At 59.7% G+C, this 25956-nt stretch carries 24 protein-coding genes; 5 read left to right on the forward strand and 19 right to left on the reverse strand.

All coding sequences use genetic code 11. The features are described 5' to 3' along the window. Positions 1-21: 21 nt before the first annotated feature. The 13 genes from AC2A6O_RS22520 to AC2A6O_RS22580 form a co-directional block, all read right to left on the reverse strand. Positions 22-780: an SDR family oxidoreductase gene (locus tag AC2A6O_RS22520; RefSeq protein WP_498930464.1), complete on the reverse strand. Its 759-nt coding sequence runs from the start codon at positions 778-780 to the stop codon at positions 22-24. Positions 781-811: 31 nt separating this feature from the next. After that, positions 812-2221, reverse strand: a complete 1410-nt coding sequence (gene lfb1 / locus AC2A6O_RS22525; protein WP_498930466.1) for an LIC10280 family protein — start codon at positions 2219-2221, stop codon at positions 812-814. Positions 2222-2265: 44 nt separating this feature from the next. Continuing rightward, positions 2266-2880, reverse strand: a complete 615-nt coding sequence (locus AC2A6O_RS22530; protein ID WP_498930468.1) for a LysE family translocator — start codon at positions 2878-2880, stop codon at positions 2266-2268. 133 nt (positions 2881-3013) lie between these two features. Continuing rightward, a complete protein-coding gene (gene odhB, locus AC2A6O_RS22535) occupies positions 3014-4564 on the reverse strand; it encodes a 2-oxoglutarate dehydrogenase complex dihydrolipoyllysine-residue succinyltransferase (protein ID WP_498930470.1) in 1551 nt (516 codons plus the stop codon). A gap of 64 nt (positions 4565-4628) precedes the next feature. Further along, positions 4629-7616 (reverse strand): 2-oxoglutarate dehydrogenase E1 component, encoded by a 2988-nt coding sequence (locus AC2A6O_RS22540; protein ID WP_148582188.1) that lies wholly within the window; start codon positions 7614-7616, stop codon positions 4629-4631. 206 nt (positions 7617-7822) lie between these two features. After that, positions 7823-8731 carry a succinate--CoA ligase subunit alpha gene (sucD, locus tag AC2A6O_RS22545; RefSeq protein ID WP_148582187.1) on the reverse strand — a complete coding sequence of 303 codons (909 nt, stop codon included), beginning with the start codon at positions 8729-8731 and terminating at the stop codon, positions 7823-7825. Then, complete coding sequence (gene sucC, locus AC2A6O_RS22550; RefSeq protein WP_148582186.1) at positions 8732-9931, reverse strand: ADP-forming succinate--CoA ligase subunit beta; 1200 nt, start codon at positions 9929-9931, stop codon at positions 8732-8734. It abuts the gene before it with no gap. Positions 9932-10006: 75 nt separating this feature from the next. Then, complete coding sequence (gene mdh, locus AC2A6O_RS22555) at positions 10007-10969, reverse strand: malate dehydrogenase (protein ID WP_148582185.1); 963 nt, start codon at positions 10967-10969, stop codon at positions 10007-10009. A 173-nt stretch (positions 10970-11142) separates the two neighbouring features. Continuing rightward, positions 11143-12300, reverse strand: a complete 1158-nt coding sequence (zapE, locus tag AC2A6O_RS22560; RefSeq protein ID WP_498930846.1) for a cell division protein ZapE — start codon at positions 12298-12300, stop codon at positions 11143-11145. 163 nt (positions 12301-12463) lie between these two features. After that, positions 12464-12640 carry a hypothetical protein gene (locus AC2A6O_RS22565; protein WP_498930473.1) on the reverse strand — a complete coding sequence of 59 codons (177 nt, stop codon included), beginning with the start codon at positions 12638-12640 and terminating at the stop codon, positions 12464-12466. Between the two features lie 296 nt (positions 12641-12936). Beyond that, on the reverse strand, positions 12937-13719 hold the full coding sequence (locus tag AC2A6O_RS22570) for a DUF7662 domain-containing protein (RefSeq protein WP_148582184.1): 783 nt from the start codon (positions 13717-13719) through the stop codon (positions 12937-12939). A 74-nt stretch (positions 13720-13793) separates the two neighbouring features. Next, positions 13794-14291 (reverse strand): protease inhibitor Inh/omp19 family protein, encoded by a 498-nt coding sequence (locus AC2A6O_RS22575; protein ID WP_498930475.1) that lies wholly within the window; start codon positions 14289-14291, stop codon positions 13794-13796. Between the two features lie 124 nt (positions 14292-14415). Beyond that, on the reverse strand, positions 14416-14853 hold the full coding sequence (locus AC2A6O_RS22580; protein WP_498930848.1) for an arsenate-mycothiol transferase ArsC: 438 nt from the start codon (positions 14851-14853) through the stop codon (positions 14416-14418). Between the two features lie 248 nt (positions 14854-15101). On the opposite strand from AC2A6O_RS22580, the gene AC2A6O_RS22585 reads away from it, so the two are divergent. The 3 genes from AC2A6O_RS22585 (at position 15102) to recQ (ending at position 18530) form a co-directional block, all read left to right on the forward strand. Beyond that, positions 15102-15479 (forward strand): MAPEG family protein, encoded by a 378-nt coding sequence (locus AC2A6O_RS22585; protein ID WP_498930477.1) that lies wholly within the window; start codon positions 15102-15104, stop codon positions 15477-15479. Between the two features lie 117 nt (positions 15480-15596). Then, entirely contained in the window at positions 15597-16490 is an 894-nt protein-coding gene (locus AC2A6O_RS22590) for a GNAT family N-acetyltransferase (protein WP_148582180.1), read from the forward strand. 150 nt (positions 16491-16640) lie between these two features. Then, positions 16641-18530, forward strand: a complete 1890-nt coding sequence (recQ, locus tag AC2A6O_RS22595; protein WP_148582179.1) for a DNA helicase RecQ — start codon at positions 16641-16643, stop codon at positions 18528-18530. 29 nt (positions 18531-18559) lie between these two features. On the opposite strand, the gene AC2A6O_RS22600 is transcribed toward recQ, so the two are convergent. From AC2A6O_RS22600 to creD, 4 genes are all read right to left on the reverse strand, one after another. Next, positions 18560-19081, reverse strand: a complete 522-nt coding sequence (locus AC2A6O_RS22600; RefSeq protein ID WP_498930480.1) for a hypothetical protein — start codon at positions 19079-19081, stop codon at positions 18560-18562. Positions 19082-19218: 137 nt separating this feature from the next. Then, positions 19219-19863 (reverse strand): peptide-methionine (S)-S-oxide reductase MsrA, encoded by a 645-nt coding sequence (gene msrA / locus AC2A6O_RS22605; protein WP_498930482.1) that lies wholly within the window; start codon positions 19861-19863, stop codon positions 19219-19221. Between the two features lie 229 nt (positions 19864-20092). Next, positions 20093-20470: a VOC family protein gene (locus tag AC2A6O_RS22610; RefSeq protein ID WP_498930484.1), complete on the reverse strand. Its 378-nt coding sequence runs from the start codon at positions 20468-20470 to the stop codon at positions 20093-20095. A 115-nt stretch (positions 20471-20585) separates the two neighbouring features. Further along, entirely contained in the window at positions 20586-22052 is a 1467-nt protein-coding gene (gene creD / locus AC2A6O_RS22615; RefSeq protein ID WP_498930485.1) for a cell envelope integrity protein CreD, read from the reverse strand. Between the two features lie 246 nt (positions 22053-22298). Here creD and AC2A6O_RS22620 point away from each other — a divergent pair, with 246 nt between their 5' ends. Together AC2A6O_RS22620 and AC2A6O_RS22625 are read left to right on the forward strand one after the other, a co-directional pair. After that, entirely contained in the window at positions 22299-23489 is a 1191-nt protein-coding gene (locus tag AC2A6O_RS22620; protein ID WP_498930487.1) for a Rossmann-fold NAD(P)-binding domain-containing protein, read from the forward strand. Continuing rightward, positions 23450-24274 (forward strand): class I SAM-dependent methyltransferase, encoded by an 825-nt coding sequence (locus AC2A6O_RS22625; RefSeq protein ID WP_498930489.1) that lies wholly within the window; start codon positions 23450-23452, stop codon positions 24272-24274. The genes AC2A6O_RS22620 and AC2A6O_RS22625 overlap by 40 nt, the downstream gene beginning before the upstream one ends. A gap of 27 nt (positions 24275-24301) precedes the next feature. Here the strand turns inward: AC2A6O_RS22625 and AC2A6O_RS22630 are convergent, their stop codons facing one another. Both AC2A6O_RS22630 and AC2A6O_RS22635 read right to left on the reverse strand, forming a co-directional pair. Further along, entirely contained in the window at positions 24302-25093 is a 792-nt protein-coding gene (locus AC2A6O_RS22630) for a nucleotidyltransferase domain-containing protein (RefSeq protein ID WP_498930491.1), read from the reverse strand. Between the two features lie 69 nt (positions 25094-25162). After that, entirely contained in the window at positions 25163-25945 is a 783-nt protein-coding gene (locus AC2A6O_RS22635) for a succinate dehydrogenase iron-sulfur subunit (RefSeq protein WP_148582173.1), read from the reverse strand. Positions 25946-25956: the final 11 nt, after the last annotated feature.

Here is a 25956-nt window from a genome sequence, read left to right on the forward strand (position 1 = left end):
CATTTCTGGTTCGAATGGGGGTTAGGGAAGGATTGCCCGGCCGCCGGACACATCAAGGATGGCCCCGGTCGTATAGCTGGACATGTCGGAGAGAAGCCACAGAACCGCTTCGGCCACCTCATCGGCGGTTCCGGCACGTTTCATCGGCAGTTTGGACTTTAGCTGGGCCACCCGGTCGGGATGGCCACCCGAGGCGTGAATCTCTGTATCGATGATGCCCGGGCGAACGCCGTTGACGCGAACGCCTTCGTCGGCAACTTCCAGCGCCAGCCCCACCGTCATGGTATCGATCGCGCCCTTGGAGGCAGCATAGTCGACGTATTGATCGGGCGCGCCCAGCTTAGAGGCGGCAGAGCCCAGGTTGACGATCACACCGCCGTCGCCGCCATGTCTGGTGGACATGCGCTTGACCGCCTCGCGGGCGCATAGGAACGCGCCAATGACGTTGATGGAGAACATCCGCGTCAGCCGTTCCAGCGACATTTCGTCAACACGCTGGGACAAGTCGACGACACCGGCATTGTTGACCAGGCCCTTGAGCGTGCCGAGCCTGTCGGCTTCGGCGAAAAGATGCAGCACATCGGCTTCGTTCTGGACGTCGGCCCGAACTGCGACCGCCTCGCCGCCGGCTGCCTTGAGTTCCTCAACAAGAGCATCGGCCGCGGCCTGGTTGTGCGTGTAGTTGACGAGCACCTTGTGGCCGCTTGCCGCGACTTTCCGGCTGATGGCTGCGCCGATCCCCCGGCTTCCGCCCGTCACCAATACAACTGTGTCAGCCATGAATTCCCACTGGTTTGCGTTCCAATTGCCATTAAAGGCGTGTCAGTTCTTCTGCACCGCGGCCTGCGGCCCAAAGGCCTCTCAGGCGCCCGTCTTCCATAACCGCATAGACCACGGGTGTCTTGTCACCCCATTCCACCGTCAGGACATTGCCTTCCAGCGTGCCCACACCGCGATAGCTGCTGGCACCAACCGTCCACAACAGCGTGTATTTCCGTCCCTGCTGCGCCAGCTCGACCGTCCCTTGATAGGTCGTGCCGTTCGGATTGCGACCTGCGACGGAATAAGTACCCGCCAAACCTTCGGCGGCGGCCGGGGCGGCCCGTGCGAAAAGCATCAGTTTCTCGCTCGCGGAGCCGTCCGCCCATTCACCGTCCAGCGTATCCGTGCCGGTGATGGAATAGACCACCGGATGCTTGTCTCCCCAGTTGACCACCAGCATACGGCCCGCGAACTCACCGACACCGGTGAATATGTCGTTCCCGATCCACCAGGTAAACCGGACATTGCGATCTTCCGGAGTGACCGCAAGCATGCCGTCGTAGGAGGAGCCGTTCGGGTTGGTCCCGTCGACCCTGTAGACACCGGAGATCTGCCGGGCGGGGCCGGTGCGGGCGGCACTCTCCCTGAGAGCGGTTCCGATTGCCGCGAGAGCGGTCATCTTGGGCAGCGATCCTGCCGGATTTCCACTGCCGTCGTCAACGAAGGTGAAATCTCCGAAGAAAGTCGAGGAGATCCAGGGCGTTTGCTGACCGTCCGTTTCCTGGAACACACCTTTCAAGGTGCGCTTGAAGGTTTCTTCCAGATTGAGAGCCGGGGTCGCGATGGCGCTGGCCAGATGCTTGGTATAGGGGCTGTTGCTGCCCTGCCCGTCCAGAGCCACGGCACCGGGAGACGTCGAATAAGACACGAACAGGCGCCCACTGCTGTCGATCCGTGACAGGCCGGACGCTGCGCCGCCGAGCGGATTGTTTCGGCAGGCGTCGAGCACGATGATATTGAGCCCGTCATGAGACGACGTCATCATCTCGACGGCTTCGCTGACCGCAACCGACTGCTGACGCAGAGCCTCGTTTGCGGGCGCTTCACTGGCCACAGGCAACAGGTAGTTTTCGCCGTTAATCTGGACACCATGCCCGGCGTAAAAGAACAGGCCGACGCCACCTTTCGCCTTCAGCCGGTCGCCGAAAGCCTGGATCGCCTGCTGCATTGCATCTTGGTCGGCATCTGTCTGCAGAATGACGTCGAACCCGGCCTTGTCGAGGGCCCGAGTGATGGCGACCGCGTCGTTGACCGGATTGGCCAGTGGCCCGTAGCCGTATTGCGCGTTGCCGATCACCAGTGCCGTGCGTTGCTCGCCGGCATGCGCCGCGCAGATGAGGCCAAGGAAAGTCCAGACCACAAGAACAGCCGAAAGGGCACAACGCTTTATGGCGTTCATATTCCTGTTCCTCCCGACCGTCTCACCCCCTGGCGATTACGCGATTATTGCTCCGCCAGAGCCAGCCGCAAGCCGAACCCGGCGAAGGTTGCCGCCACTGTCCGGCGCATCCAGACCATGACCCGGTCGCTCTTCAGCACTTTCTCGCCAACCAGCGAGGCGAACGCGCCGTAGATGACGAAGACCACGAAGGTCATCGCCATGAAGACACCGCCCATCAGCAGCATGTCGAGCGTCGGATTGAGCGCATCATGACTGACGAATTGCGGCAGGAAAGCGAGGAAGAATACCGTCAGCTTGGGATTGAGAATGTTGATCAGAAAGCCGGTGCGCGCCGTTGCGACGAAGCTCTTGCGCGCGCTTTTGTCAGCCTTCAGTTCCATCGGCCCGCTGTCCTTCAGCGTCTGCCAGGCAAGGTAGAGCAGATAGGCAACCCCGGCGTATTTCACGCCCTGGAACACAAGGGCGCTGGTGTGCATCAGAGCCGCAAGGCCCACGATGGACGCCAGGATCGCCGGAATGATACCGAGCGTGCAGCCGAAGGCCGCGGCAACGGACGCCTGACGTCCCCTGCCAAGCCCGACGGCGACCGTGTAAACAACACCTGTGCCTGGAACAAGCACCACGACGAGAGCAGTTATCAGAAATTCCAGGCTCATAATGCGGCTTCTCCTCGATCGGACAGGCGGGCGTTCAAGCGTTGACGATCAAACGCCGCCGGCCAGGCATCCTTGAAATGTCCGGGCGCCTTGCCTGTGTCTGGCAAGCCGCCCGCACGGCAGCGGAACCGGATCAGAGATCCAGAACCAGACGCTGCGGATCTTCCAGGCTTTCCTTGACGCGAACCAGGAAGGTCACGGCTTCCTTGCCGTCGACGATCCGGTGATCGTAGGAGAGCGCCAGATACATCATCGGACGGATCACCACCTGACCGTTCACAGCCATCGGACGTTCCTGAATCTTGTGCATGCCCAGGATACCGGACTGCGGTGCGTTCAGGATCGGCGAAGACATTAGCGAACCGTACACGCCACCATTGGAGATGGTGAAGGTACCACCGGACATATCACCCATGCCCAGCTTGCCGTCCCGCGCCTTGCGACCGAGATTGCCGATTTCCTGTTCGATCTCGGCGATGGACATCTGGTCCGCATCGCGCACAACCGGAACCACGAGGCCCTTGTCCGTGCCGACGGCGACGCCGATGTGGCAGAAGTTCTTGTAGATGATGTCGGTGCCATCGATTTCGGCATTGACCGCCGGAATCTCTTTCAGTGCATGGGTCACCGCCTTGGTGAAGAAGCCCATGAAGCCGAGTTTGACACCGTGCTTCTTCTCGAACAGGTCCTTGTACTGCTTGCGCAGTTCCATGACAGGGCCCATGTCGACTTCATTGTAGGTGGTCAGCATGGCCGCGGTGTTCTGCGCGTCCTTCAGGCGGCGCGCAATGGTCTGACGCAGCTTGGTCATGCGGACGCGTTCTTCGCGAACTTCATCCTGTGCGGCAACCGGACCACGGGCAACAGGAGCTGCCGACGATGCCGAGCCGGAGGATGTAGCGCCAGAGGCGATGGCGTTGATGACGTCTTCCTTCAGCACCTGACCACGCTTGCCGGACCCTGAAACCTGATCGGCCGAGAGATTGTTTTCCGCCATCATCTTCTGAGCAGACGGTGCCGGCGGCATGGAGGAGCCACCGCTTGCCTGGGGAGCGGATGCAGCCGGTTCCGAAGAAGCAGAGGCTTCCTTGCTGGCAGCAGCGCCGGCGCCCGACGGATCGATCTGACACAGCAGAACACCTGGTTCCACGGTCGTGCCGGTTTCGACAGCGATCTTGACGATGGTGCCTGCGACCGGGGCCGGAACTTCCTGCGCCGCCTTGTCGGTTTCCAGTTCCACCAGTGTATCGTCGGCCTTGACGACATCGCCGACCTTCACGCTCCATTCGCCGACTTCCGCCTCGGTAACGGATTCTCCCGCGCTCGGAGTGACGACATCGACCAGTTCGGCCTTTTCGGATTTGGCTTCGTCCTTGCTGCCGGCCTTTGCCGGAGCGGCTTCCGCCTTTTTGGGAGCCGCGTCAGCCTTTGCGGCCGGAGCACCGGCGCCTTCAGCAATCTGACCAAGCAGGGCGCCGACCTCAACGGTGTCGCCTTCCTTGACCACAATGCTTTCCAGGGTGCCTGCGGCCGGTGCCGGAACTTCGACGGTCACCTTGTCGGTTTCCAGTTCCACAAGGGGTTCGTCCTGGCTGACGGCGTCGCCCGGTTTCTTGAACCACTGTGCAATAGTCGCTTCGGAAACAGATTCACCCAGCGTGGGGACGCGAATTTCGATTGCCATGGTCGCCTTCTCTTAAAATTACCTGGCCAAATTTTTGAAAGAGGGCCCGAAGGCCCTCTTGTGACTAACTTCCCAGAGCCTCTTCGAGGAACGCCTGCAACTGCGCCAGATGCGAAGACATCAGGCCGGTTGCGGTCGATGCCATCGCATTGCGGCCTGCATAGCGCGGGCGCTTGTGCTTGGCGTCGATCTGTTCCAGGACCCATTCGATATAGGGCTCAACGAAGAACCAGCCGCCCATGTTCTTGGGCTCTTCCTGACACCAGACCATTTCCGCCTGCGGGAAGCGGGCCAGTTCCAGCATCAGGGCCTTTTTCGGGAACGGATACAGCTGTTCGACGCGAAGCAGGTAGACGTCGTCGATGCCGCGCTTTTCGCGTTCCTCGAACAGATCGTAATAGACCTTGCCCGAGCACATCACGACACGGCGGATCTTGTCGTCCGAAACCAGCTTGCCATCCGAGTTCAGGTTGGGGCCCCAGTCGTCCCACAACAGGCGGTGGAAAGTGGAATCCGGTCCGAGTTCCTTGAGCGTCGACACGGCTTTCTTGTGCCGCAGCAGGGACTTCGGCGTCATGAGGATCAGCGGCTTGCGGATATCGCGGCAAAGCTGACGGCGCAGAATGTGGAAGTAGTTCGACGGGGTCGAACAGTTCGCTACCTGCATGTTGTCTTCCGCACAAAGCTGGAGGAAACGCTCCAGACGGGCGGAGGAGTGTTCCGGACCCTGGCCTTCGTAGCCATGCGGCAACAGGCAGACAAGGCCGGACATGCGCAGCCACTTGCGTTCACCCGAAGAGATGAACTGGTCGAACAACACCTGCGCACCGTTGGCAAAATCGCCGAACTGCGCTTCCCACAAGGTCAAACCGCGCGGCTCTGCCAGCGAGTAGCCGTATTCGAAGCCCAGGACGGCCTCTTCCGAGAGCATCGAGTTGATGACCTCATAACGCTGCTGGTTGGGAGAGACGTTGTTGAGCGGAATATACCGGCTCTCGTCTTCCTGATCGTACAGAACCGAATGGCGCTGCGAGAATGTGCCGCGTTCGCAATCCTGACCGGACAGACGCACCGGGTGGCCTTCCTTCAGCAGCGAACCAAAGGCGAGCGCTTCGGCAGTTGCCCAGTCGATGCCTTCACCGGTCTCGATCATGCGCTCACGATGGTTCATGAAGCGCGCAATGGTGCGGTGAATGTTGAAACCATCCGGCACGTGGGTCAGAGCCCGGCCGAGCGACTTCAGATCCTCGATCGGCAGACCGGTTTCACCACGCCGTGGGTCGTCCTCGTCGGCAGCACGCTTCATGCCCGCCCACTTGCCGTCCAGCCAGTCGGCCTTGTTCGGCTTGAAGGCCTGGCCGGCATCGAACTCGTCGTCCAGATGCTTGCGCCAGTCGGCTTTCATGTGATCGACTTCGTCCTGCGTCAGAACGCCTTCCTTGATCAGGCGATCCGAGTAGAGCTGCAGCGTTGTCGCATGCTTGCGGATTTTCCGGTACATGATTGGCTGCGTGAACGCCGGCTCGTCGCCCTCGTTGTGGCCGAAGCGGCGATAGCAGATCATGTCGATGACCACAGGGCGGTGGAACATCTGGCGATATTCGATCGCGATCTTGGCTGCGAAGACAACCGCTTCCGGGTCATCCGCATTCACGTGGAAGATCGGCGCCTCGATCACCTTCGCCATGTCCGACGGATAGGGCGAGGACCGTGAGAAGCGCGGATTGGTGGTGAAACCGATCTGGTTGTTGATGATCACATGGACCGAACCGCCGGTGCGGTGACCGCGCAGAGCGGACAGGCCGAAACACTCGGCAACAACACCCTGGCCGGCGAACGCAGCGTCGCCGTGAAGCAGCAGCGGCAGAACCGTGCCACGGTCGATCTCGGTCGTGTCGACGAAATTTCCATCCTCGTCGGCAGCCAGCTGGTCCTGCTTGGCGCGCGCCTTGCCGAGAACCACGGGGTTGACGATTTCCAGATGCGACGGGTTTGCCGTCAGCGACAGGTGAACGTCGTTGCCGTCGAAGGTGCGGTCGGACGAAGCGCCGAGGTGATACTTCACGTCGCCGGAGCCTTCCACATCGTCCGGCGTGTAGGAGCCGCCCTTGAACTCGTGGAAGATTGCACGGTGCGGCTTGGCCATCACCTGGGAAAGCACATTCAGACGGCCGCGGTGGGCCATGCCGAACACGATTTCCTTCAGGCCCAGGGAGCCGCCGCGCTTGATGATCTGTTCCAGCGCCGGGATCAGCGCTTCACCGCCATCCAGACCGAAGCGCTTGGTCCCCGTGTATTTGACGTCCAGAAACTTTTCGAACCCTTCGGCTTCGATCAGTTTGTTCAGGATCGCCTTCTTGCCTTCCGTCGTGAAGGCCACCTGCTTGTCCGGACCTTCGATGCGCTCCTGAATCCAGGACTTGGCCGCCGGATCGGAGATGTGCATGAACTCGACACCCAGGGTCGAGCAATAGGTCCGCTTCAGGATGTCCAACATCTCGCGGATGGTGGCGTATTCCAGACCCAGAACATGGTCGATGAAGATCTTGTGGTCCCAGTCGGCTTCGGTGAAGCCGTAGGACGAGGGATGCAGTTCCTCGTGATCGCCCTTGCCAGCCAGGCCGAGGGGGTCGAGGTCCGCATGAAGATGGCCACGCATGCGATAGGCGCGGATCATCATCAGGGCGCGAACGGAATCGCGTGTCGCCTGATGAACTTGCTGATCCGAGATCGGTTCGCCCTTGGCTTCGGCCTTCTTTTTCAGTTTTTCGCCGAGCTTCTGCTCAATCGGGCCCCAGTTGCCGTCGAATGCATTGACGAGGTCGCCGTTGGCCTCGATCGGCCAGTCCTTGCGTTTCCAGGTCGCCCCGCGAGCCTCTTTCAGCACGGCTTCCTTCTCGTCCTGGAAGGCAGCAAAGAAATCCTGCCAGTCGGCATCAACCGAGCTCGGATCTGTCTTGTACTGTGCGTAGAGGTCTTCGATATAGGCTGCGTTGGCGCCGTAAAGCAACGACGTCAGTGCGAATACGTTGTTCGCTTCCTGCCGTGCCATGTCCTTTAGCGGAGGTATCCTCCGCCCTTTTGTTTAGGCGGGCCCGAAAAATTGACCCGCGGCCGGTTTCCCTACAACGGCCGATGGTTTCCACCGACCCCTCGAAAAATGGTTACGGCACGTCAACCGCGCCGGAACCCATCCTTTCATCATGCGACAGGAAACGTAAACAGTTTCCGTCCCTATCGCGAAAGATTCTTGCAGAATCAGCCCTTCAAGACTTCGAGAAGGGTCTCGCCGAGCTTCGCGGGAGACGGTGACACCTTGATGCCAGCAGCTTCCATCGCAGCGATCTTGTCTTCTGCACCGCCCTTGCCGCCTGAAATAACGGCACCGGCGTGGCCCATGGTACGGCCCGGAGGCGCTGTCCGTCCGGCGATGAAACCAGCCATCGGCTTGGACCGACCGCGCTTGGCTTCGTCCTTCAGGAACTGCGCCGCGTCTTCTTCCGCAGAACCACCGATTTCGCCGATCATGATGATCGACTGTGTTTCGTCGTCGGCCAGGAACATTTCCAGGACGTCGATGAACTCGGTGCCCTTGACCGGGTCGCCACCGATGCCGACAGCCGTCGTCTGGCCGAGGCCGGCATTGGTGGTCTGGAAGACAGCTTCATAAGTAAGGGTGCCGGAGCGGGAAACAACACCGACGGAGCCTTTCTTGAAGATGGAACCCGGCATGATGCCGATCTTGCACTCTTCCGGGGTCAGGATACCCGGGCAGTTCGGGCCGAGAAGGCGCGACTTGGATTTCTCCAGCTTGGCCTTGACCTTGACCATGTCGGCAACCGGGATGCCCTCCGTGATGCAGACGATGAACGGAACTTCGGCTTCGATGGCTTCGATGATCGCAGCGCCCGCGCCTGCCGGCGGAACGTAGATCACGGACGCATCGGCACCGGTTGCTTCCCTGGCTTCGCCAACGGTCGCATAGATCGGCAGGGACGCTGCGCTGTCGAGACCCGAAGACCAGGTCTCGCCACCCTTTTTCGGGTGCACGCCGGCGACCATCTTGGTGCCGTAGTATTCAAGTGCCTGTTCCGTGTGGAACGTGCCGGTCTTGCCGGTCAGGCCCTGAACGATGATTTTCGTGTCTTTATTGACGAGGATGGACATTTACGCGCCCCCCTTCACGGCTTTCACGATTTTCTGGGCGGCGTCGTCGAGATCATCAGCGGCGATCACGTTCAGACCGCTTTCGTTGATGATCGTCTTGCCGAGTTCCACGTTGGTGCCTTCCAGGCGGACAACGAGCGGAACCTGCAGGCCGACTTCCTTGACGGCTGCAACCACGCCTTCCGCGATCACGTCGCAGCGCATGATGCCACCGAAGATGTTGACCAGGATGCCCTTCACGTTCGGATCGGACGTGATGATCTTGAACGCGGCCGTCACCTTCTCCTTGGAAGCACCACCGCCAACATCGAGGAAGTTGGCCGGCTCGGCGCCGTAGAGCTTGATGATGTCCATGGTCGCCATGGCAAGACCGGCACCGTTGACCATGCAGCCGATATCACCGTCGAGAGCGACGTAGGCGAGGTCGTATTTGGACGCCTCGATCTCTTTCTCGTCTTCTTCGGTGATGTCGCGCAGTTCCATGATGTCCGGATGACGGAACAGGGCATTGCCGTCGAAGGAGACCTTGGCATCCAGAACGCGCAGGTGACCGTCCTTCATGACGATCAGCGGGTTCACTTCCAGAAGGCTCATGTCCTTCTCGACGAACGCCGTGTGCAGGATCGGAAACAGCTTCATGCCGTCTTCACGCGCTGCGCCGGTCAGTTCCAGTGCATCGCACAGCTTGGCGGCATCGGCTTCCGTGACGCCGGCTTCCGGATCGATCGGCAGGGTGACGATCTTTTCGGGGGTCTCTTCGGCAACCGCTTCAATGTCCATGCCACCTTCGGTGGAGACAACGAATGCCGGCCGTCCGACGGTGCGGTCGACCAGAATGGAGAGGTAAAGCTCCCGCTCGATGTCGGCGCCGTCTTCGATGTAGAGACGGTTGACGACCTTGCCTGCTGCACCGGTCTGCTTGGTGACCAGCGTGTTGCCGAGCATTTCCTTGGCGTTGGACGTGACTTCGTCCAGCGAGAAAGCCAGGCGAACACCGCCCTTGGAGTCGGCGGACAGTTCCTTGAACTTGCCCTTGCCGCGTCCACCTGCGTGGATCTGTGACTTCACGACCCAGAGCGGGCCCGGAAGGCTCTTGGCGGCTGCTTCGGCTTCGTCGGCGGAGAAGATGGCAACACCTTCTGCCACCGGTGCACCGTATTCTTTCAGGACAGCCTTGGCCTGATATTCATGAATGTTCATGTGTTTCCCCCGTTGTCGGAGGACCGTCCCTCCCTAAGGGAAGAACGGCCGCAAATTCCGTTAGGCGGGCCCGGTTCAGGCGAGCGCCGGCTGAATTTTCTTGCAGGCCTCGACCAGGCCGTCGACAGATGCGACGGACTTGTCGAAGTTTGCCTTTTCCTCGCCCTGCAGGTCGATTTCGATGATGCGCTCGACGCCATCAGCGCCGATCACGACCGGAACGCCCACGTAGGTGTCCTTGAGGCCATACTGGCCATCGAGGGCAGCCGCACACGGCACGACGCGCTTCTTGTCCTTCAGGTAGCTTTCAGCCATGGAGATGGCGGAAGCAGCCGGAGCGTAGAAAGCGGAGCCGGTCTTCAGCAGGCCAACGATCTCTGCGCCGCCGTCACGGGTGCGCTGGACGATTTCTTCCAGACGCTCGGCCGTGCACCAACCCATCTTGACGAGGTCGGTGAGCGGAATGCCGGCGACGGTGGAGTAGCGGGTGAGCGGCACCATGGTGTCGCCGTGGCCGCCAAGAACGAATGCGGTCACGTCTTCGACGGAGACGTTGAATTCGTCCGCCAGGAAGTACCGGAAACGGGAGCTGTCGAGAACGCCGGCCATGCCGACGACCTTGTTCTTCGGCAGGCCGGAGAACTTCTGCAGGGCCCAGACCATCGCGTCGAGCGGGTTGGTGATGCAGATGACGAATGCGTTCGGGGCATACTTTGCGATGCCGGCGCCAACCTGCTCCATAACCTTCAGGTTGATTTCCAGAAGGTCGTCGCGGCTCATACCAGGTTTACGCGGAACACCGGCGGTGACGATGACAACGTCCGAGCCTTCGATGGCTTCGTAGCTGTTGGCACCTGCCAGCTTGGCATCGAATCCGTCGACCGGGGAGGACTCAGCCAGATCGAGCGCCTTACCCTGCGGAACACCTTCCGCGATGTCGAAGAGCACGATGTCTCCCAGTTCCTTCAAACCTGCCAGATGTGCGAGTGTGCCGCCGATCTGACCAGAGCCGATCAAGGCAATCTTGTTCCGCGCCATTTCGAAAGTTTCCCTTTACGTAAGATGGAACTCTATGCCATCCTCTGATGACTGAGGATGGCACTACTCCCTTTGCTCCGCCCGCGCAACCTCGCCAAAAGAATATTGCGCGATGGCGGGCAAATTTTCCCATATCTTCCCGTCTGCATAATTCACCTATAGGGAATGCAGACCTATGCGTGTATATTCCGTCTTTCACCCGCAAGGTACGCCTCGGACCGCATTTCGATCAACCGCGACGATGTGCGGTCAAATTCGAAAGCTTCCGTGCCGTCCTCACCAACATACAGATCCTGTGGTTCGGCCTCAGCGGAGACAACCAGCTTGGTGCCGTTATCGTAAAGCGTATCGATCAGATTGATGAAACGCTTGGCTTCATTGCGCCGCGCCTTGGACAGCACGGGGACATTGTCCAGAAACACCGTGCTGTACGCATGGGCGACGCGCAGATAGTCACTCGCCCCCAGCGGTTGCGAGCACAGGTCGTTGAAGGAGAACCGCGCGACCCCGCCCGCCACGCAGGGAACGGCAATCTTGCGGCCCTTGTTCTCAAGCTCTGCCGAATGGAGCGCTAACCCATTGGTAAGCTTGGCGAAGAGTTTATCCATGTGCGCATCCGCGCTTTCGCCCAGGGGGGTGACGTAGACCGGCGCACCGCCGAGCTTCTCCAGGCGATAGTCCGTCGGAGAATCGAGATGCAGCACTTCCACCTTGGTCGTCAGCATCTGAATGAACGGCAGGAAGAGCTGGCGGTTGAGGCCGTCCTTGTAGAGACTTGACGGCTCGACGTTTGATGTGGCGACCACGATGACGCCGCGTTCGAACAACTGGGTGAACAGACGGCCGAGGATCATGGCATCGGCAATGTCCGTGACGGAAAACTCATCGAACAGCAGCAGGCGCGTTTCTTCCGCAATCTGCTTTGCCACGGGCGGGATCGGATCGTCCCCCTTGACCTCGCCGCGCTTGTGCGCCTGGCGATGGGCGTGGATGCGATCGTGCACATCGTTCATGAATTCGTGGAAATGAACCCGCCGTTTGCGGCGTATGACCGTGACCTCGTAAAAGAGGTCCATCAGCATCGTCTTGCCGCGTCCGACGCCCCCCCACATGTAAAGCCCCTGCACGGAGGCCCAGAGCTGGTTCTTCTTGCTGGCGAAAAGCCAACCAAGAGAACTTTTCTTGGAGGCCAGACGGGTTTCGGCGAGGCGGGTGTTCAGGAGATCGAGCTGGCGCACAGCCTCCCGTTGCACGGGGTCTTCCTTGATCTCACCCGAAGCGATCAGCGCGTCGTAGCGAGCGCTGAGGGCGCGGTTGACCGGCAGTTCCATTTTCAAAGGTGCTGCTCCCTCCATGAGAATTCATGGGGTCTTGGACGTATCTATTTGCACGGCGAAATAAGGTCAAAACGTCGCAGATGCAAGTCATGATATGGTTGAATCCGATCACGCACTCTTACGAATTTGCATTTCAACCGCTGGAAATTTCAGGATTTCAGGCCTCAAGAGGATAACGTTGCAGCCACACGATCCAGACTGGCTTCGCCAGGCCGATGTGCTGTTGAACGTTCTGCGGCACCGTCCGTCGCTCCATCTCGTAAACCGGATTATGCAGCAGATGTTCGGCGTCAAACCTGATCACGGCACCGCGTCCGGAAGAAGACTTCGGCATCCGACACGTCCAGGAAGCAACAGACTGTCCTTTGGGCTGATGTTATCCGAACTGAAAATTGCAGATGTGATGAGAGCCGCTGCTGGATTGAATGTCTGGAGGAGCAGGCAAAACAAAAGCGCCCGCAACCGGTAAGTAGGTTACGAGCGCTTTGCACAGGGAGGGGACCTGTGCGGGAGGAACGCAATAAGGCACTTGTGCCCATTTACGATGCGGCGTCGCCGGAGAGCGCCGCTGCCTCTTTTCCGTTATCGCCTGGGCACCGGAAGCTTCCAGACGATAACAGCATGATACGTCTAGCGCAGATAAAGCGCCGTCTTGCGACCGTTCTGCACTTCCTGAAGATAGAGCAGTTGAGCGACAAGATAACATTCGGATTGATCGTCCAGATTGGCCTTGCGCCCGCGGCCGTCGGTCAGCAGCCAGGCGTTGCCCGACTTGACCACATCGCATTCGATCGGGGTTGCGGCATCGAAACCGGCCTTCTTGAAGAGATCCACGCCGACACTGCTTCCGGTATCGTCGTCAAGACCCTTCATTGCCATGCGCATGCTGCGATAAGCCTTGTGGACTGACAATGTGGCGACGATAGCAGTCACCACCTCGTCTCCCTGCATGGTGGCAAAGCGCATAATGCCGCCTTCATGCGGAACGATGGAATTGGAACAGGGCGTGCGCTGAACGTCGCCAAGCGTGGTCCATTCGGACCGCAACGTTACGGTTGCAGGCTGACGCAGCGCGGCCATTTCCTTGGAGAGACGCTTTTCCGCCGTCTTCTGCGGTGTCCTGGTCGACCTGTCCGCGCGGGTGGACGACCCGGCTATGGTGCCACCGATGCGCAACCGCCGGAAAACAATGACGTCGCGCATCAGGTCGGTGCGCTCCACCCGCCACCCGGCGTCCAGCCATGCATTCTGGTGAACCAGGCTGCCGCCGGAATTGGCCCACCAGGTCCGGTGTTCCCGGGCGCTTTTGGGAAGAGACGAACCTATGATATCTTCAACTTCGTTCAGCTTGGCCGCCCAGACAACGTCTTCCAGACGCGCCAAGTGTTCCCGCAGTGGTTCATATTTTGACATTTGCACAGCCTTTCCGGTAGCCATGCAAATATACACCTATAGCGCGAGCTGTCTAGCATTAATACGGAGGGGTATTAACGGTACAGCGAGATCGGCGATCCGGTTGAGGTTTGACCGTTAAACTTACCGGGAGCGCTGGAATAAAGCTGTGCAACGATCTGGCCGCTACCGTCTTTCAGAACCACCTGATTGCCGGTCAGGTCCCAGGCAGAGATCCCGGACAGTACCGGAGAGGTACAACCTCTGGTATTTGCTCGGTAGCCACCGGACCACGAGGTCAGTGTCATGAAGGCCATGCAGTTGTCGCTCCCGGAGGCAAGTTTCCAGCCGCCCAGAAGGTCTGTCCGACCAACTTCCTTGGCATCGGCTGGGGCTGCAACCGGGTTGCTCGCCAAGTCGGTCGGCTGAGCGGATGGATCGTCAAGACCGGTGCCTTGTGCGTTCGGATCGAGCGGGGCAAGCTGTCCTGAGCCTACTGGCGTTGTCGGGGTCGCCGGCAGCGGTGCGGCATAGTTGCGCCCCCCGGACAATCTCTGGCAACCCGCAGCCAGAACTACCAGGCCAACAATCAAAAAAAACTTTCCCGCGCGCATCATGACGAATCAATCCCTCACCTTCGTCCCAATATGGGAGCCACTCTTAGCCCACAATTTGTCGAAAATCCAAAATCCTGAAAATCGACCATCTCAACATCTGTCAGGCGACGCGGTTCGATACGTTGACACCAGCTGATTTCGGAGGCTCCACAAGCCGGTCTATTGCGCCTGCGATCCTCTCGAAATAGGCCGCGCAGGCAGCAAAACCTTCCGGAAAAGGCGGCTTTGCCGCAATGTGCCACCAATGGCTGGACGTCGTGGTTTTCCATTGGGGCGGCAAGACGACAGGTTCCTGATCGGCGAGACAGACCACCCTGTCGGGAATTTCCGCATGCGGCATCAGGAAAACGCCCACCGGTTTGGGGGCGAGGCCAACGGCATCAATGCCCCGCGCCGACAGAAGCCGGCGCACGTGCCGGCTCAGGCTTTGCGAAGGCGCCACGCCTGCGGAAAAGGCCCGCATCAGGCCGCCTGCCCGAAAATTCAGATAGGCTTCGGCCAGAGGCGACAGCAGGCTGTTGTCCGGACAGACGAACAGAACGGTTGTTTTGGCACTTGGCTTTCCTTCGCGGGTCGGGCCATGACAGGGACGCCATGGGCGGCCTCCCCCTACCGCTGCGGCGGGAAAACTTTATGACAAAGCCGGTAGAGACATGAAAATCATGAGGATATCTTTCCGGAGGCTGATAAACCTGCGCTCAAGCGCTCGCGCACAGGCCGGCGTTCTGCAGGTCCCTCATTGCGGGATTGCCCCGAACCTTTAAACAAGCCCAAGAGGAGCCCCCTATGCCGACTGTCTTCTGGTGCATCCTTGCCGCCGCCATCCTGCCTATACTTTCGGTCTTTCCGGCCAAACTGAACAAGTCCTTCGACAATGCCCGTCCGCGCGATCCGGAGTATTGGCGAGACGGGTTCCGCGCCCGGGCGCAGGGAGCACAGGCAAATGGCTTCGAAGCCTTCCCTCTTTTCGCAGTTGCCGTTTTCGTCGGCCTCAACCAGGGCGGTGATCCGCACTGGATCGACAGGCTCGCTGTGCTTTTTGTGCTACTGAGGATCATTTATATCGGCTGCTACTGGGCGGACCGGGCGACGCCACGCTCGCTCGCCTGGGCTGCCTCCTTCTTGACATCGCTGGCAATTTTTACCAGTTCCCTGTGGAGTTGAGCCGCTTGTGAGCGGGCTTCGATCCTGAAAATCGTACAACGATCATTTGCACCAAGAAGCTGATTTCGTTAACGATGCATCGGAGTAAGGTAGTTATCTCGTGGGCAGAGGTGCATTGTGCGGACGACCGATCAGACGACAGACACCTTGCCGGCGCGCCGTCAGGCAGCGTCCCAGAGGCAGGTTTCAGAACAGCATATTGTCGATGTTCTGATCGCCGAACGGGGCAAGCTGGTAATGGCGAGCCCGTGGTGGCCGTTCATCAGACCCTTCGCGCACAAGATCCTGCGATACAAGTCTGCCGTCGAAATGGCCGACACGATCGCGCATATGGAGGCGCTGGACGTTTTTGCTCATCTGAGCAATCTGCTGTCGCTTGACGTCACCACGCTTGGCCTTGAACGGGTACCGCAGGAAGGGCCTGTCGTGCTGGTCTCCAACCACCCGACCGGCATTGCCGATGGCATCGTGCTTTACGATGCCATCAAGTCACGGCGCAACGACCTGGCCATCTTTGCCAATCGCGATGCGATCCGCATCAACCCGCGCCTTGCCGACATGATCATTCCGGTCGAATGGCGGGCGGACTTCAAGAGCCGGGAAAAATCCAAGGAAACGATCAAGCTCGCCTCTTCGGCCTTCGCCAAGGAGCGGGTCGTGGTGCTGTTTCCTTCCGGGCGTCTGGCCTATTGGCACGACGGCAAGCTGACCGAACGGCCCTGGATGACATCCGCCCTCGCACTTGCGCGCAAGAACAAAGCACCGATCATTCCCATGCACATGGGCGGGCGCAATTCCGGGCTGTTCTATTTCCTGGCCAGGGTGTCCACCGAATTGCGCGACATGACGGTGTTCAATGAACTGCTGAACAAGGAAAATGCCAAGTTCAGCGTGCATTTCGGCAAACCGATCCGGCCGGAGAAACTTGAGGGCGACCTTGGTGATCTGACCGAGCAGATGCGCATTCATTGCGCTGAAACACTGGCAAAAGATCCGGACGCAGAGTTCTAGCACCGGCCCTTCCGGCCAACGACCATTCCTCTGACTTCCTCGCGGCCCGGACCGGGCCTGCCCGGTCATCCACAGGCACAGCTGCGCCTTCATTGCCCTTCTTTCGCGAATAAGACATTGTGCGGGGGAATCAAAGGACCCGTCTCACCCATGCCCGTTTCGCCCGCTGTTGCCGTGGAGGATGTCATTCCAGTGCAGCATGCTGCCGCTCCGACCGTGCGTCCGGAGCCGAAGCCGCTTGCGGTTCTGCAGAAGGTTTTCGGCTACAGCAGCTTCCGGGGCAAGCAGCAGGCGGTCATCGAAACGCTTGTGGACGGCAAGGATGCCGTGGTGTTGTTTCCCACCGGGGCCGGCAAGTCGCTCTGTTATCAGATCCCGTCGCTTTGCCGGTCCGGGGTCGGCATCGTCGTTTCGCCGTTGATTGCGCTTATGAAGGACCAGGTCGGCGCGCTGCGCGCCGCGGGTGTTCAGGCCGCCGCCCTCAATTCCACACTGTCACCGGAAGAACAGGACGGCATCCGCAGCGCCCTGCGCCGCGGCGAAATCGAGCTTTTGTACGTGACGCCGGAACGGCTGGGCACCGAGAGCTTTCGCAAGTTCCTGGACACGCTGCAGATCGCGCTTTTCGCCATCGATGAAGCGCACTGCGTCAGCCAATGGGGTCACGACTTCCGCCCGGAATACATGTCGCTCTCCTGCCTGCGCGACCGTTATCCGGGCGTGCCGCGTGTGGCGCTGACCGCGACGGCCGATCCGCACACCCAGAAGGACATTCTGGCCCGCCTGCAGATGGAAGACGCTGCCGTCTTTTCCACCAGCTTCGACCGGCCCAATATCCGCTACGAGATTGTCGAGCGCACCAACCAGCGCCAGCAATTGCTGGATTTCCTGAAAAAGCATTCCGGCGAGAGCGGTATCGTCTATTGCCTGTCGCGTGCAAAAGTCGAGGACATCGCCGAATGGCTGTCCTCCAAAGGCATCAAGGCGCTGCCCTATCACGCCCGTCTGCCGGCGGAACAGCGCTCCGCCAACCAGGATGCCTTCCTTCTGGAAGAAGGGCTTTGCCTTGTGGCAACGGTTGCCTTCGGCATGGGCATCGACAAGCCGGATGTGCGCTATGTCGCCCATCTGGACCTGCCGTCTTCCGTTGAGGCCTATTACCAGGAAACCGGTCGTGCGGGCCGGGACGGCGCACCTTCCGAAGCCTTCATGGCCTATGGCATGGCCGATCTGGTGCAGCGCCGGCGCATGATTGCCGAAGGCGATGCTCCGGAGGAAGTCAAGCGCGCGGAAAACGCCAAGCTGAATGCGCTTCTGGGCATCTGCGAGACAGCCGGTTGCCGGCGGCAGGCCCTGCTTGCCCATTTCGGCGAGACCTATCCCAAGCCCTGCGGAAATTGCGACACCTGCCTGTCTCCGGTGGAAACCTGGGACGGCACGGAAGCTGCCCAGAAACTGATGTCGGCGATCTACCGCACCGGACAACGCTTCGGCACGGCACATGTCATCGACGTTCTTCTGGGCAAGACCAACGAAAAAAGCACCCGCTTCGGTCATGAGAAGCTGTCAGTCTTCGGAATCGGCCAGGATGTGCCTCAAAAGACCTGGCAGTCGATCGCCCGGCAGCTTGTTGCCGCAGGTTACGTCGATGTCGATCACACGCAGTTCGGCGCGCTGGTGCTGACGGAAAAGGCACGGAACGTCTTGCGCGGTGATGAAAAGCTCGCCTTGCGCAAGGACCGTAGCGCTGCGGGCCTGAAGCGGACAAGCTCATCACGCACGGCGTCCATCGCCGACGAACTCGACCATGAAGACAAGCTGCTGTTCGAGCGTCTGCGCAGGCTTCGCACTCAGATTGCCCGCGATCAGGGTGTGCCACCCTATGTGGTGTTTCCCGATGCGACGCTGGCCGGCATTTCTGCCGCGCGGCCGGTGACCGAAGATGCCCTGCTGGCCGTCTCCGGCGTTGGCCAGTCAAAACTTGAAAAATACGGCGAAGCGTTCCTGGAACTGGTCGAGGCCTTTGAAGCCGGCGTATAGCAGAGCTGCCAATTCCAGAGTTTGACCGGTCAGCCGTCCTTCTGCAGGCAAAGCTGATAGACGCCGGCAAGATCCGACAAGGTTTCTTCATCAGGATGCGACAGGAAACTGTCGATGATGTCCTTGAGCGCCAGATGCATGGTCCGGTGCTGACGCAGACGTCTGTAGGAGGAACCGAGTTTGTAGATCTCTTCGATCTCCTCATGCGAGAAGAGATCAAGTCCGGCAATTCCGAGCACGACGCCCAGATCGGCGTTTGTGCGCCGTGTCAGGTTGTGGGCAATCAGGAAACCGAACAGGCCGGTGACGAAGCGATTTTCGACACCCAGACCATCGAAGTCGCGCTCGACCACCTTGAGCACGAGCCGCATGATCGCGATGGTGGCAGCGGCTGCGAATTCGGTCGGTGTGTTTGTGTCGCAGATTTCCAGCCCTGCTGCTTCCAGCATGGCGGCGGTGGATCTTCGAAGGCGATCTTCTGTCTCGACGGCTCTCAATTCAGAAATAAATTCCGGCTCTGCTGCTACACGACTTCCAAACAGGTTCAGCATGTTAGCGCCCTTTCAGACGTAAGCCCACCTGAAGTATGTAGTGCGCACCTTACCCTACGGCAAATTGATGCCTGGCAATTCGTCGAAAATGCTGATCACCTGGGCCGTTTCCGCAGGAAACGGCCCGTTTTCGGGCCTTAGGACCCTGCTTTGTGCACCCCCTTGTAGGCTTCTCCCCCCCACACGGCCTTGACCTGCGCATCCCTGCCGCAGCCTTTCCGATAGCCCTTGTAGGCATCGGCGCGGGTGACATAGCCGAAGCGGGTGAGCGTGCGAACCTGGCTCTCGTGGTAGCCCTGGTGGTAATCTTCAGCCGGCCAGAAGACGGCCGGCGCCTCGACCGGCGTGACGATCTTGCTGCCGAGCACCTTTTCCGCCTTGGCGATTTCCGCCTTGGCCTGTTTCGCCTGGGCCTCGTCCAGAGGATAGATCGCCGTCGAGTAGGCATGTCCCCGGTCGCAGAACTGACCACCAGCGTCCGTCACATCGACAGTGCGCAGAAAAATCCCGATAAGGTCGGCATAACTGATCTTGGTCTCGTCGAAGTCGACCTTGACGGCCTCGCGGTGTCCGCCCCGTTCGTAATTCTTGTAGGTCGGGTTCTGTGTCTCGCCGCCCGCGTAACCGGAAACGACGTCGCGCACGCCCGGCAGCTTTTCAAGGTCGGATTCAACGCACCAGAAGCATCCGCCGGCAAGAACAGCGGTTTCGGCCTGGGCGGTTGCCAATGGCATCGACGCCGTGACTGCGGCGAAAAGGGCGAGTGGAAGCAGTCGCTTCATGTCAGGTCCTCCAGAAAGCTGCTTGCGCGTGACCAGCGAGCTTGGGTTTCGACGTTGAAACATGCATCATTGGCGGCAGCCGCCGTGAAGCCCATTTCGAGTTTTCTCGTACAGAGGTAACGCGCTCCGCTGCGGAGACAAACTCAACTCAACTCCCCAAACCAGCACATGCACGTGAGCCTACCGTGATGAACCCCGCATCGGGCACTCAAGCCAGCTTCAGCAGCGCTTAGGTCTCCCACGTCTTGGCAGTTTCTTCAAAGCCGGCCAATTGCGGTTTGACGATGCAGAACCGGTGGCCGCTGGTTGCCTGCATCACTGTCCAGCCATCTAGCTGTTGAACGATCGTCGCCCCCAGACTTTCAAGCCGGGCGACTTCCTTTTCCGGGTCGTCGGTTTCGATATCCAGATGGACACGGGAGGGGTGTTCGACCGACTGGAGCAGGATACCGATTTCATCTTCCGTGCCGATGAGACGACGATAGCGGGGGTTTTTCGGCTCGGCCTCAACAGTTCGCCCAAGCGCCCCTGCCCAGAATTCCGCGTGGCGGTCGATATCGCCTCCTTCACAGTCGATCACCAGGTCTCCCAAACGGCTCTTGTGCATTTTTCCCTCCAATTCAATTTATAGAACAAAATAGGAACATTGAGATAGAAAATGCAAGCCTCGTTTTGTCCGGCGGTGCAGCACCGCACCGCCGGTCACGTGATCGGACAGCCGGTCAGGCTGGTTCAGCTTGCCCTCTTGCGCCGGTCTGCTGCCGTCCGGACCAGTCGATCCTCTGGGTCGCAAACATGGTGACGGCGAGAGACAGGAAGGCAAGCAGCGAGCCGATCAGCAGCGCGTAGTCCTGCTCTTGCATGAGCGCATAGAGCACACCGAATATCGCAGCGAGAACCATGAGCATCACGCCGCCCGCAAGACGGCTCTTGAGCGCCGTTCCGATATAGATCGTGTTCAGGAGCGTCGCGGCCGCCGCGGCAAGGAGATAGGCCGGTCCGTAGCCCACGTGCTCCGCAAGGGCGAGCAGCATGACATAGAAAACAATCAGCGACAGCCCGACCAGACCATACTGGATCCAGTGGACCCGCGACCTTGAGCGCATCTCCAGAATGAACACTGCCAGGAAGGTCAAGCTGATGAAGCAGACGGCGTATTTCAGCGACCTTGCGATGGTGTGGTAGAAATTGATGGGTTCGACGAATTCGACGCCAAGCGCCTTGTCCTGCAAGGGCATATGCGCGCCAAGCACCGACCTTGGAATTCCACGCGCAAGATAGGGGATGGTCCAGGACGCCGTGAACCCCGTGTCACCGATATCTCTCGTCTCTGGCAGAAAGGCGCCGGTGAAGCCTGGATGCGGCCAGTCGGATTGCAGGGAGACGGTTGTCGTTTGCCCGGCCGGTGCGACGTAAAAAGCCTTGGAGCCATTCATCTGAATCGGAATTTCAAAGGAAAACCCGTTTCGCCACAAGCCGGCCGCGACCGGGGCATTGATGCCGGACGGGGACATGCTGGCAACGGAGCGCCGCATCGGATCCATGGTCAAGGGCCCGAGACCCGGCTCGAACGGAACGGAACCGTTGCCGTTCAGAACCAGACCGACCTCGCTTTTCAAGGCCGCGATGTCTCCGATACCGACCACAAGCACCGCCTTGTCCGCTGCGATGTCGATTTGCCCGCCAAATTGCGGTTCGAAGGTTTCGGGAGACGTGGCTGCAAACCGGCCCTTCAGGTTCACGCTGCCATGGTAGACTGGCAGGGAGTAGATCGATTTCCGGCGCTCCTGGACGGAAATGTCGCCACCGACATCCAGCTTTTCCGGAAACAGGATGGCCGTATGCCACCGCATTTCTGTTTTCGAGCTGTCATCCGTTGAAACGGTGTAGGTCTCGCTGAAGGGAACGACCAGATAGGGGCCGTTGATTTGCTGGACGCCGCCCCAGGACCGGGCAATGTCCTGGGCGACGTCACGAGCCCTATCGGCACGTTCTTCCACCAGAACCCAGACAAACAGGCTCGGCACGAGCAGCATCACGGTCAGCACCCCGATGATCACGAATTTGACTGCTGGAGAGCCCAAAAATGAAGGCGGCCGCAAAGGCGGCGCCTTTTCGGACCGGCGCTGCGTAAACTGCGTCTGTTCCTCCGGTTGGTCGACGGTGTCATTTTGAGTATCGCTAGTCATACAGATTTACCCTCTGCCAGAGGGCGCCCGCATAAGGGCACCCGATCAACACGGCAACCATCGACCGCCGAACGGGACACAAGAGGGCAAGAAAGAGCGACTTTTCAGGAGTGTTTGTGCAGGGACTGTGCAGACCGCCGGAAGACAGGGATTCGCCACTTCATTTTTCCGGCCTATTTCAAATCTCGCACTTGTGCGTGCGGGCAGCACGGTGCCAGAATGAAGGGACCCTCGGAATAACTGACAATGCACTCATTAAGCAACCTACCCAGCTCTGACGTGCCTGCCTTTGCCCGGCGAGCGGACTATCTGCCCGCGCTGGTGAAGCGGCTCGACCTGTTCAAGAGCGAGGGGCACCGGTATCTGCTGGTAGCCCATCTCTTTGACGACACCCGGCGCATGATCGATGCGCTGGAGGGCGTCATGGATTTCGACGCCATCATCGGGATTCCCTATTCCTCGGGAAGCGATGTGACACGGCTGAAATGGCAGGCGATCTACGGCGACAAGGTTCACTGCCCGAAGACCGAACCTGTCTTCAAGCAGGTGCTGGCAGAGACGCTGCAAAAGAGCCTCGACGCGTGCAAGGCCTCCGACCAGAAGCTCGTCATTCAGGAAGTCGGCGGTTACGCAGTCGAATTGCTGCACGAGCAGTTTCAGGATCAGTTGCACCTGGTGGAAGGGGTGGTTGAAATCACCAAGCAAGGTGTCTGGCGGGCCGGCCAGACACACTTGAAGGTGCCCGTGCTGCATTGTGCTGACAGTGAGTTGAAGCGTCTGGAGGCGGTGCGCTGCGGCGAAACCATCGCCCGTTGCCTCGACGGCCTCATGCGCGACATGGGCAACACGCTGGCCGGCCGGCGGGCCGCCGTCTTCGGCGCTGGCTGGATCGGCTTCGGTCTGGCCAAAGCCTTGCGCCGCCTCGATGTTATCGTCTCGCTGATCGACGTCGACCCGCTGAAGATCGCCGAGGCCCGTCTGTCCGGCTATCCCGCGACGCTTCATCCCACCGATCTGGAAACATGCGATCTCGTCGTCGGGGCATCGGGCCGCCTGTCGATAACCGGCGACGTGCTGAAACAGCTCCGAAACGGTTGTCTTGTGGCCAGCGCCAGTTCCCGGCGTATCGAAATCGACGTCGACTTTCTGGAACAATCGCCGTCCACGGACATTCATCCGTCGATCAAGGCCTTCCAGCTTCCCGGCCCGCAGGGCGCGGACAAGCAGATCTGCCTTGTCAATGACGGATACCCGGCCAATTTCATTCCAGGCTCCGGCAGCGTTGCCGATGAAGTGGTAGAGTTGATCCTGGGCGAGCTGATCGTCCTGATGACAGACCTGACGACCTACACCTACGAACCCGGCATACACCGCTTGGCGACAGAAGGAGAGGCAGTGTGCACCAAACTCTGGATCGAACAGAGAGACCAGACATAGCGGACGGAGAGCAATCCGAAGTCACCGTGCATTCGCAGTATCTGGTCAAGAAACTCGCGAACGCCCAGAGGAACCTGTACGGGACGGTGAAATTCGACATCGTTTCCCGCACTATTTCGAGCTGGGGACAAGACCTCGGGCGATCGCCGCGTATTCTGGACATTGGCTGCTCGACATCGATTTCGAAAGAGTATCTCGCCGCTACGGGTCTTGATTTCGAATATTGCGGCGCGGATTACGAAGCGGCCTTCGAACCGGACATCGTGCTGGATGCCACACGCCTTGCCGAACACCGCGACGATCTTCCCTGGCAACCGGATATCATCGCGCTGCTGGATGTGCTGGAGCATCTGCCCGGTCGCCAGGAGGCGATTGAATCGGTGATGCGCCAGTGTGGCGAGGTCGTCTCACCCGGCGGGCTGATCCTTGCCGTCGTGCCTCAGCTCTACCGTCTCGACCGGCTGAAGCTGAAGCACCTGCATTATGCCGAACACCAGGTCCGAATGACCTTGAAGGAATGGTCGGACATCATCGGCCGCGCCGTCACCATCGAATCGGTTCACGGCATCGGCTATCTCTCCTGCCTGCCCTATCTGCCGATGCTCAGCCCCTGGTACGAGGAAACCAACCGCCACGGAAAGCTGTTCCATCACCTGCGCGGGAAGACCTTCGAATGGGGACCGCTGAAACCCACCGAAATCGCCCTCACCCGCATGCTTGGACGCGTTCCCGGGTTCCGGGGCTGGTGCAACAGCTCGCTTCTGGTGTGCCGGGCGAAGGGGTGAGTTTTCAGAGCCTGCCGGTTTGGCACTCTAGGACGGACTGAGGTCGGCAGACCAGTGCCGCCAGAAATCATCTATCCGGCCCTGATGCTCCGCTGAGGGCTCGCCTGCGTTGGCAAAGGACTGGAAACTTTCGAAAGTATCGAGAATGAACCCGGACAAGACAGGGTTCAGCGTTTCGGAGCCCATTTCGGAACTCAACGCCTTGCGTTCCAGCAAGATGTCGATCTCACGGGAAACGGCATCCGGGAACCCGGCGTCCTGACGCAGATCCTGAAAATTCATCGGTGCGACCGCGCGCTCGGGATGGTGACTTAACCACATCAGCGCTGCGAGTGGCCTCAGGCAATAGAGCGTTTTCTTCAGGGATACATCGCCCTGGAAAAAGTTCTGCCTATGGATCTGAGCTTTGGCGAGATGATAGTAGTGCTTGCAGATCAGTCTGCGGTCACACACGACATCTGCCAGATCAAGCGCTGCGTTGCGAAAAGGTTCGTGCAGTTGATAGGCGAAGACCGACTTCAACCACTCCACAATCACCGCATTGCCCGCATACATCAGCCGCAGGGCCTTCGCGAGGTCCCAGCCGTTTATGTCGAAGACCGGTGTCAGCGGTTCCTCGATGACGTCGCGCACCGGAAACAGTGTCACCGTCTTTTCTATCGTGCGGACATAGACAAAGCGGCAGTCATAGTCACTGTCGGCTGAAGGGAACCCCCATGCTCTGCTGCCGCTTTCGATGGCCAGCGGAATGGTGATCCGCTCCCGGCTTTCCAGCTCCTTCAGCCGAGCTTGAATTTCAGAGACAATCTGCGGATCCATGGTCCATGTCTTCCCAAAGAAATGGCCGCCCGAGGGCGGCCAAATCGCATAACAAATCTGACCGGTCCATCAGACCCGGCGTTCGACCATCATCTTCTTGATCTCGGCAATCGCCTTCGCCGGGTTCAGACCCTTCGGGCAGGCTTGCGAGCAGTTCATGATGGTGTGGCAGCGGTAGAGGCGGAAGGGGTCTTCCAGATTGTCCAGACGCTCGCCAGTGGCTTCGTCGCGGCTGTCGATCAGCCAGCGATAGGCCTGCAGCAGAACGGCCGGGCCGAGGTAGCGGTCGCCGTTCCACCAGTAGCTCGGGCAGGAGGTGGAGCAGCAGGCGCAGAGAATGCACTCGTAAAGCCCGTCGAGCTTCACACGGTCTTCATGCGACTGGCGCCATTCTTTTTCCGGCGGCGGAGAAATGGTCTTCAGCCACGGTTCGATGGACCGATGCTGCGCGTAGAAGCGCGTGAGATCCGGCACAAGGTCCTTCACCACGGGCATATGTGGCAGCGGGTAGATCTTGACGACGTCACCGGCAACCTCGTCCATGCCCTTGGTACAGGCCAGGGTGTTGGTGCCGTCGATGTTCATCGCGCAGGACCCGCAGATACCTTCGCGGCAGGACCGGCGGAAGGTCAGCGTCGGGTCGATCTTGTTCTTGATGTAGATCAGGCCGTCGAGAACCATCGGACCGCAATCGTCCGCATCGATGAAATAGGTGTCGACGCGCGGGTTGCGGCCATCGTCCGGGTTCCAGCGATAGATGCGGTATTCACGCAGGTTGGTGGCGCCTTCGGGCTTGTCCCAAACCTTGCCTTCCGTCACCTGGGAGTTCCGGGGAAGCGTCAGCTGAACCATCTCGTTACTGC

This window comes from Labrenzia sp. ATLA3, assembly GCF_057180185.1.

Excerpts from the sequence above, each read along its gene's own strand:
- AC2A6O_RS22570 (WP_148582184.1), bottom strand. The coding sequence starts at position 13,719 with ATGTCAAAATATGAACCACTGCGGGAACACTTGGCGCGTCTGGAAGAC.
- odhB (WP_498930470.1), bottom strand. The coding sequence starts at position 4,564 with ATGGCAATCGAAATTCGCGTCCCCACGCTGGGTGAATCTGTTTCCGAA.
- AC2A6O_RS22565 (WP_498930473.1), bottom strand. The coding sequence starts at position 12,640 with ATGCCGAAGTCTTCTTCCGGACGCGGTGCCGTGATCAGGTTTGACGCC.
- sucD (WP_148582187.1), bottom strand. The coding sequence starts at position 8,731 with ATGTCCATCCTCGTCAATAAAGACACGAAAATCATCGTTCAGGGCCTG.
- lfb1 (WP_498930466.1), bottom strand. The coding sequence starts at position 2,221 with ATGAACGCCATAAAGCGTTGTGCCCTTTCGGCTGTTCTTGTGGTCTGG.
- AC2A6O_RS22620 (WP_498930487.1), top strand. The coding sequence starts at position 22,299 with ATGCACTCATTAAGCAACCTACCCAGCTCTGACGTGCCTGCCTTTGCC.
- AC2A6O_RS22585 (WP_498930477.1), top strand. The coding sequence starts at position 15,102 with ATGCCGACTGTCTTCTGGTGCATCCTTGCCGCCGCCATCCTGCCTATA.
- AC2A6O_RS22635 (WP_148582173.1), bottom strand. The coding sequence starts at position 25,945 with ATGGTTCAGCTGACGCTTCCCCGGAACTCCCAGGTGACGGAAGGCAAG.
- AC2A6O_RS22520 (WP_498930464.1), bottom strand. The coding sequence starts at position 780 with ATGGCTGACACAGTTGTATTGGTGACGGGCGGAAGCCGGGGGATCGGC.
- recQ (WP_148582179.1), top strand. The coding sequence starts at position 16,641 with ATGCCCGTTTCGCCCGCTGTTGCCGTGGAGGATGTCATTCCAGTGCAG.
- creD (WP_498930485.1), bottom strand. The coding sequence starts at position 22,052 with ATGACTAGCGATACTCAAAATGACACCGTCGACCAACCGGAGGAACAG.
- AC2A6O_RS22540 (WP_148582188.1), bottom strand. The coding sequence starts at position 7,616 with ATGGCACGGCAGGAAGCGAACAACGTATTCGCACTGACGTCGTTGCTT.
- AC2A6O_RS22630 (WP_498930491.1), bottom strand. The coding sequence starts at position 25,093 with ATGGATCCGCAGATTGTCTCTGAAATTCAAGCTCGGCTGAAGGAGCTG.
- AC2A6O_RS22600 (WP_498930480.1), bottom strand. The coding sequence starts at position 19,081 with ATGCTGAACCTGTTTGGAAGTCGTGTAGCAGCAGAGCCGGAATTTATT.
- mdh (WP_148582185.1), bottom strand. The coding sequence starts at position 10,969 with ATGGCGCGGAACAAGATTGCCTTGATCGGCTCTGGTCAGATCGGCGGC.
- zapE (WP_498930846.1), bottom strand. The coding sequence starts at position 12,300 with ATGGAACTGCCGGTCAACCGCGCCCTCAGCGCTCGCTACGACGCGCTG.
- sucC (WP_148582186.1), bottom strand. The coding sequence starts at position 9,931 with ATGAACATTCATGAATATCAGGCCAAGGCTGTCCTGAAAGAATACGGT.
- AC2A6O_RS22610 (WP_498930484.1), bottom strand. The coding sequence starts at position 20,470 with ATGCACAAGAGCCGTTTGGGAGACCTGGTGATCGACTGTGAAGGAGGC.
- msrA (WP_498930482.1), bottom strand. The coding sequence starts at position 19,863 with ATGAAGCGACTGCTTCCACTCGCCCTTTTCGCCGCAGTCACGGCGTCG.
- AC2A6O_RS22530 (WP_498930468.1), bottom strand. The coding sequence starts at position 2,880 with ATGAGCCTGGAATTTCTGATAACTGCTCTCGTCGTGGTGCTTGTTCCA.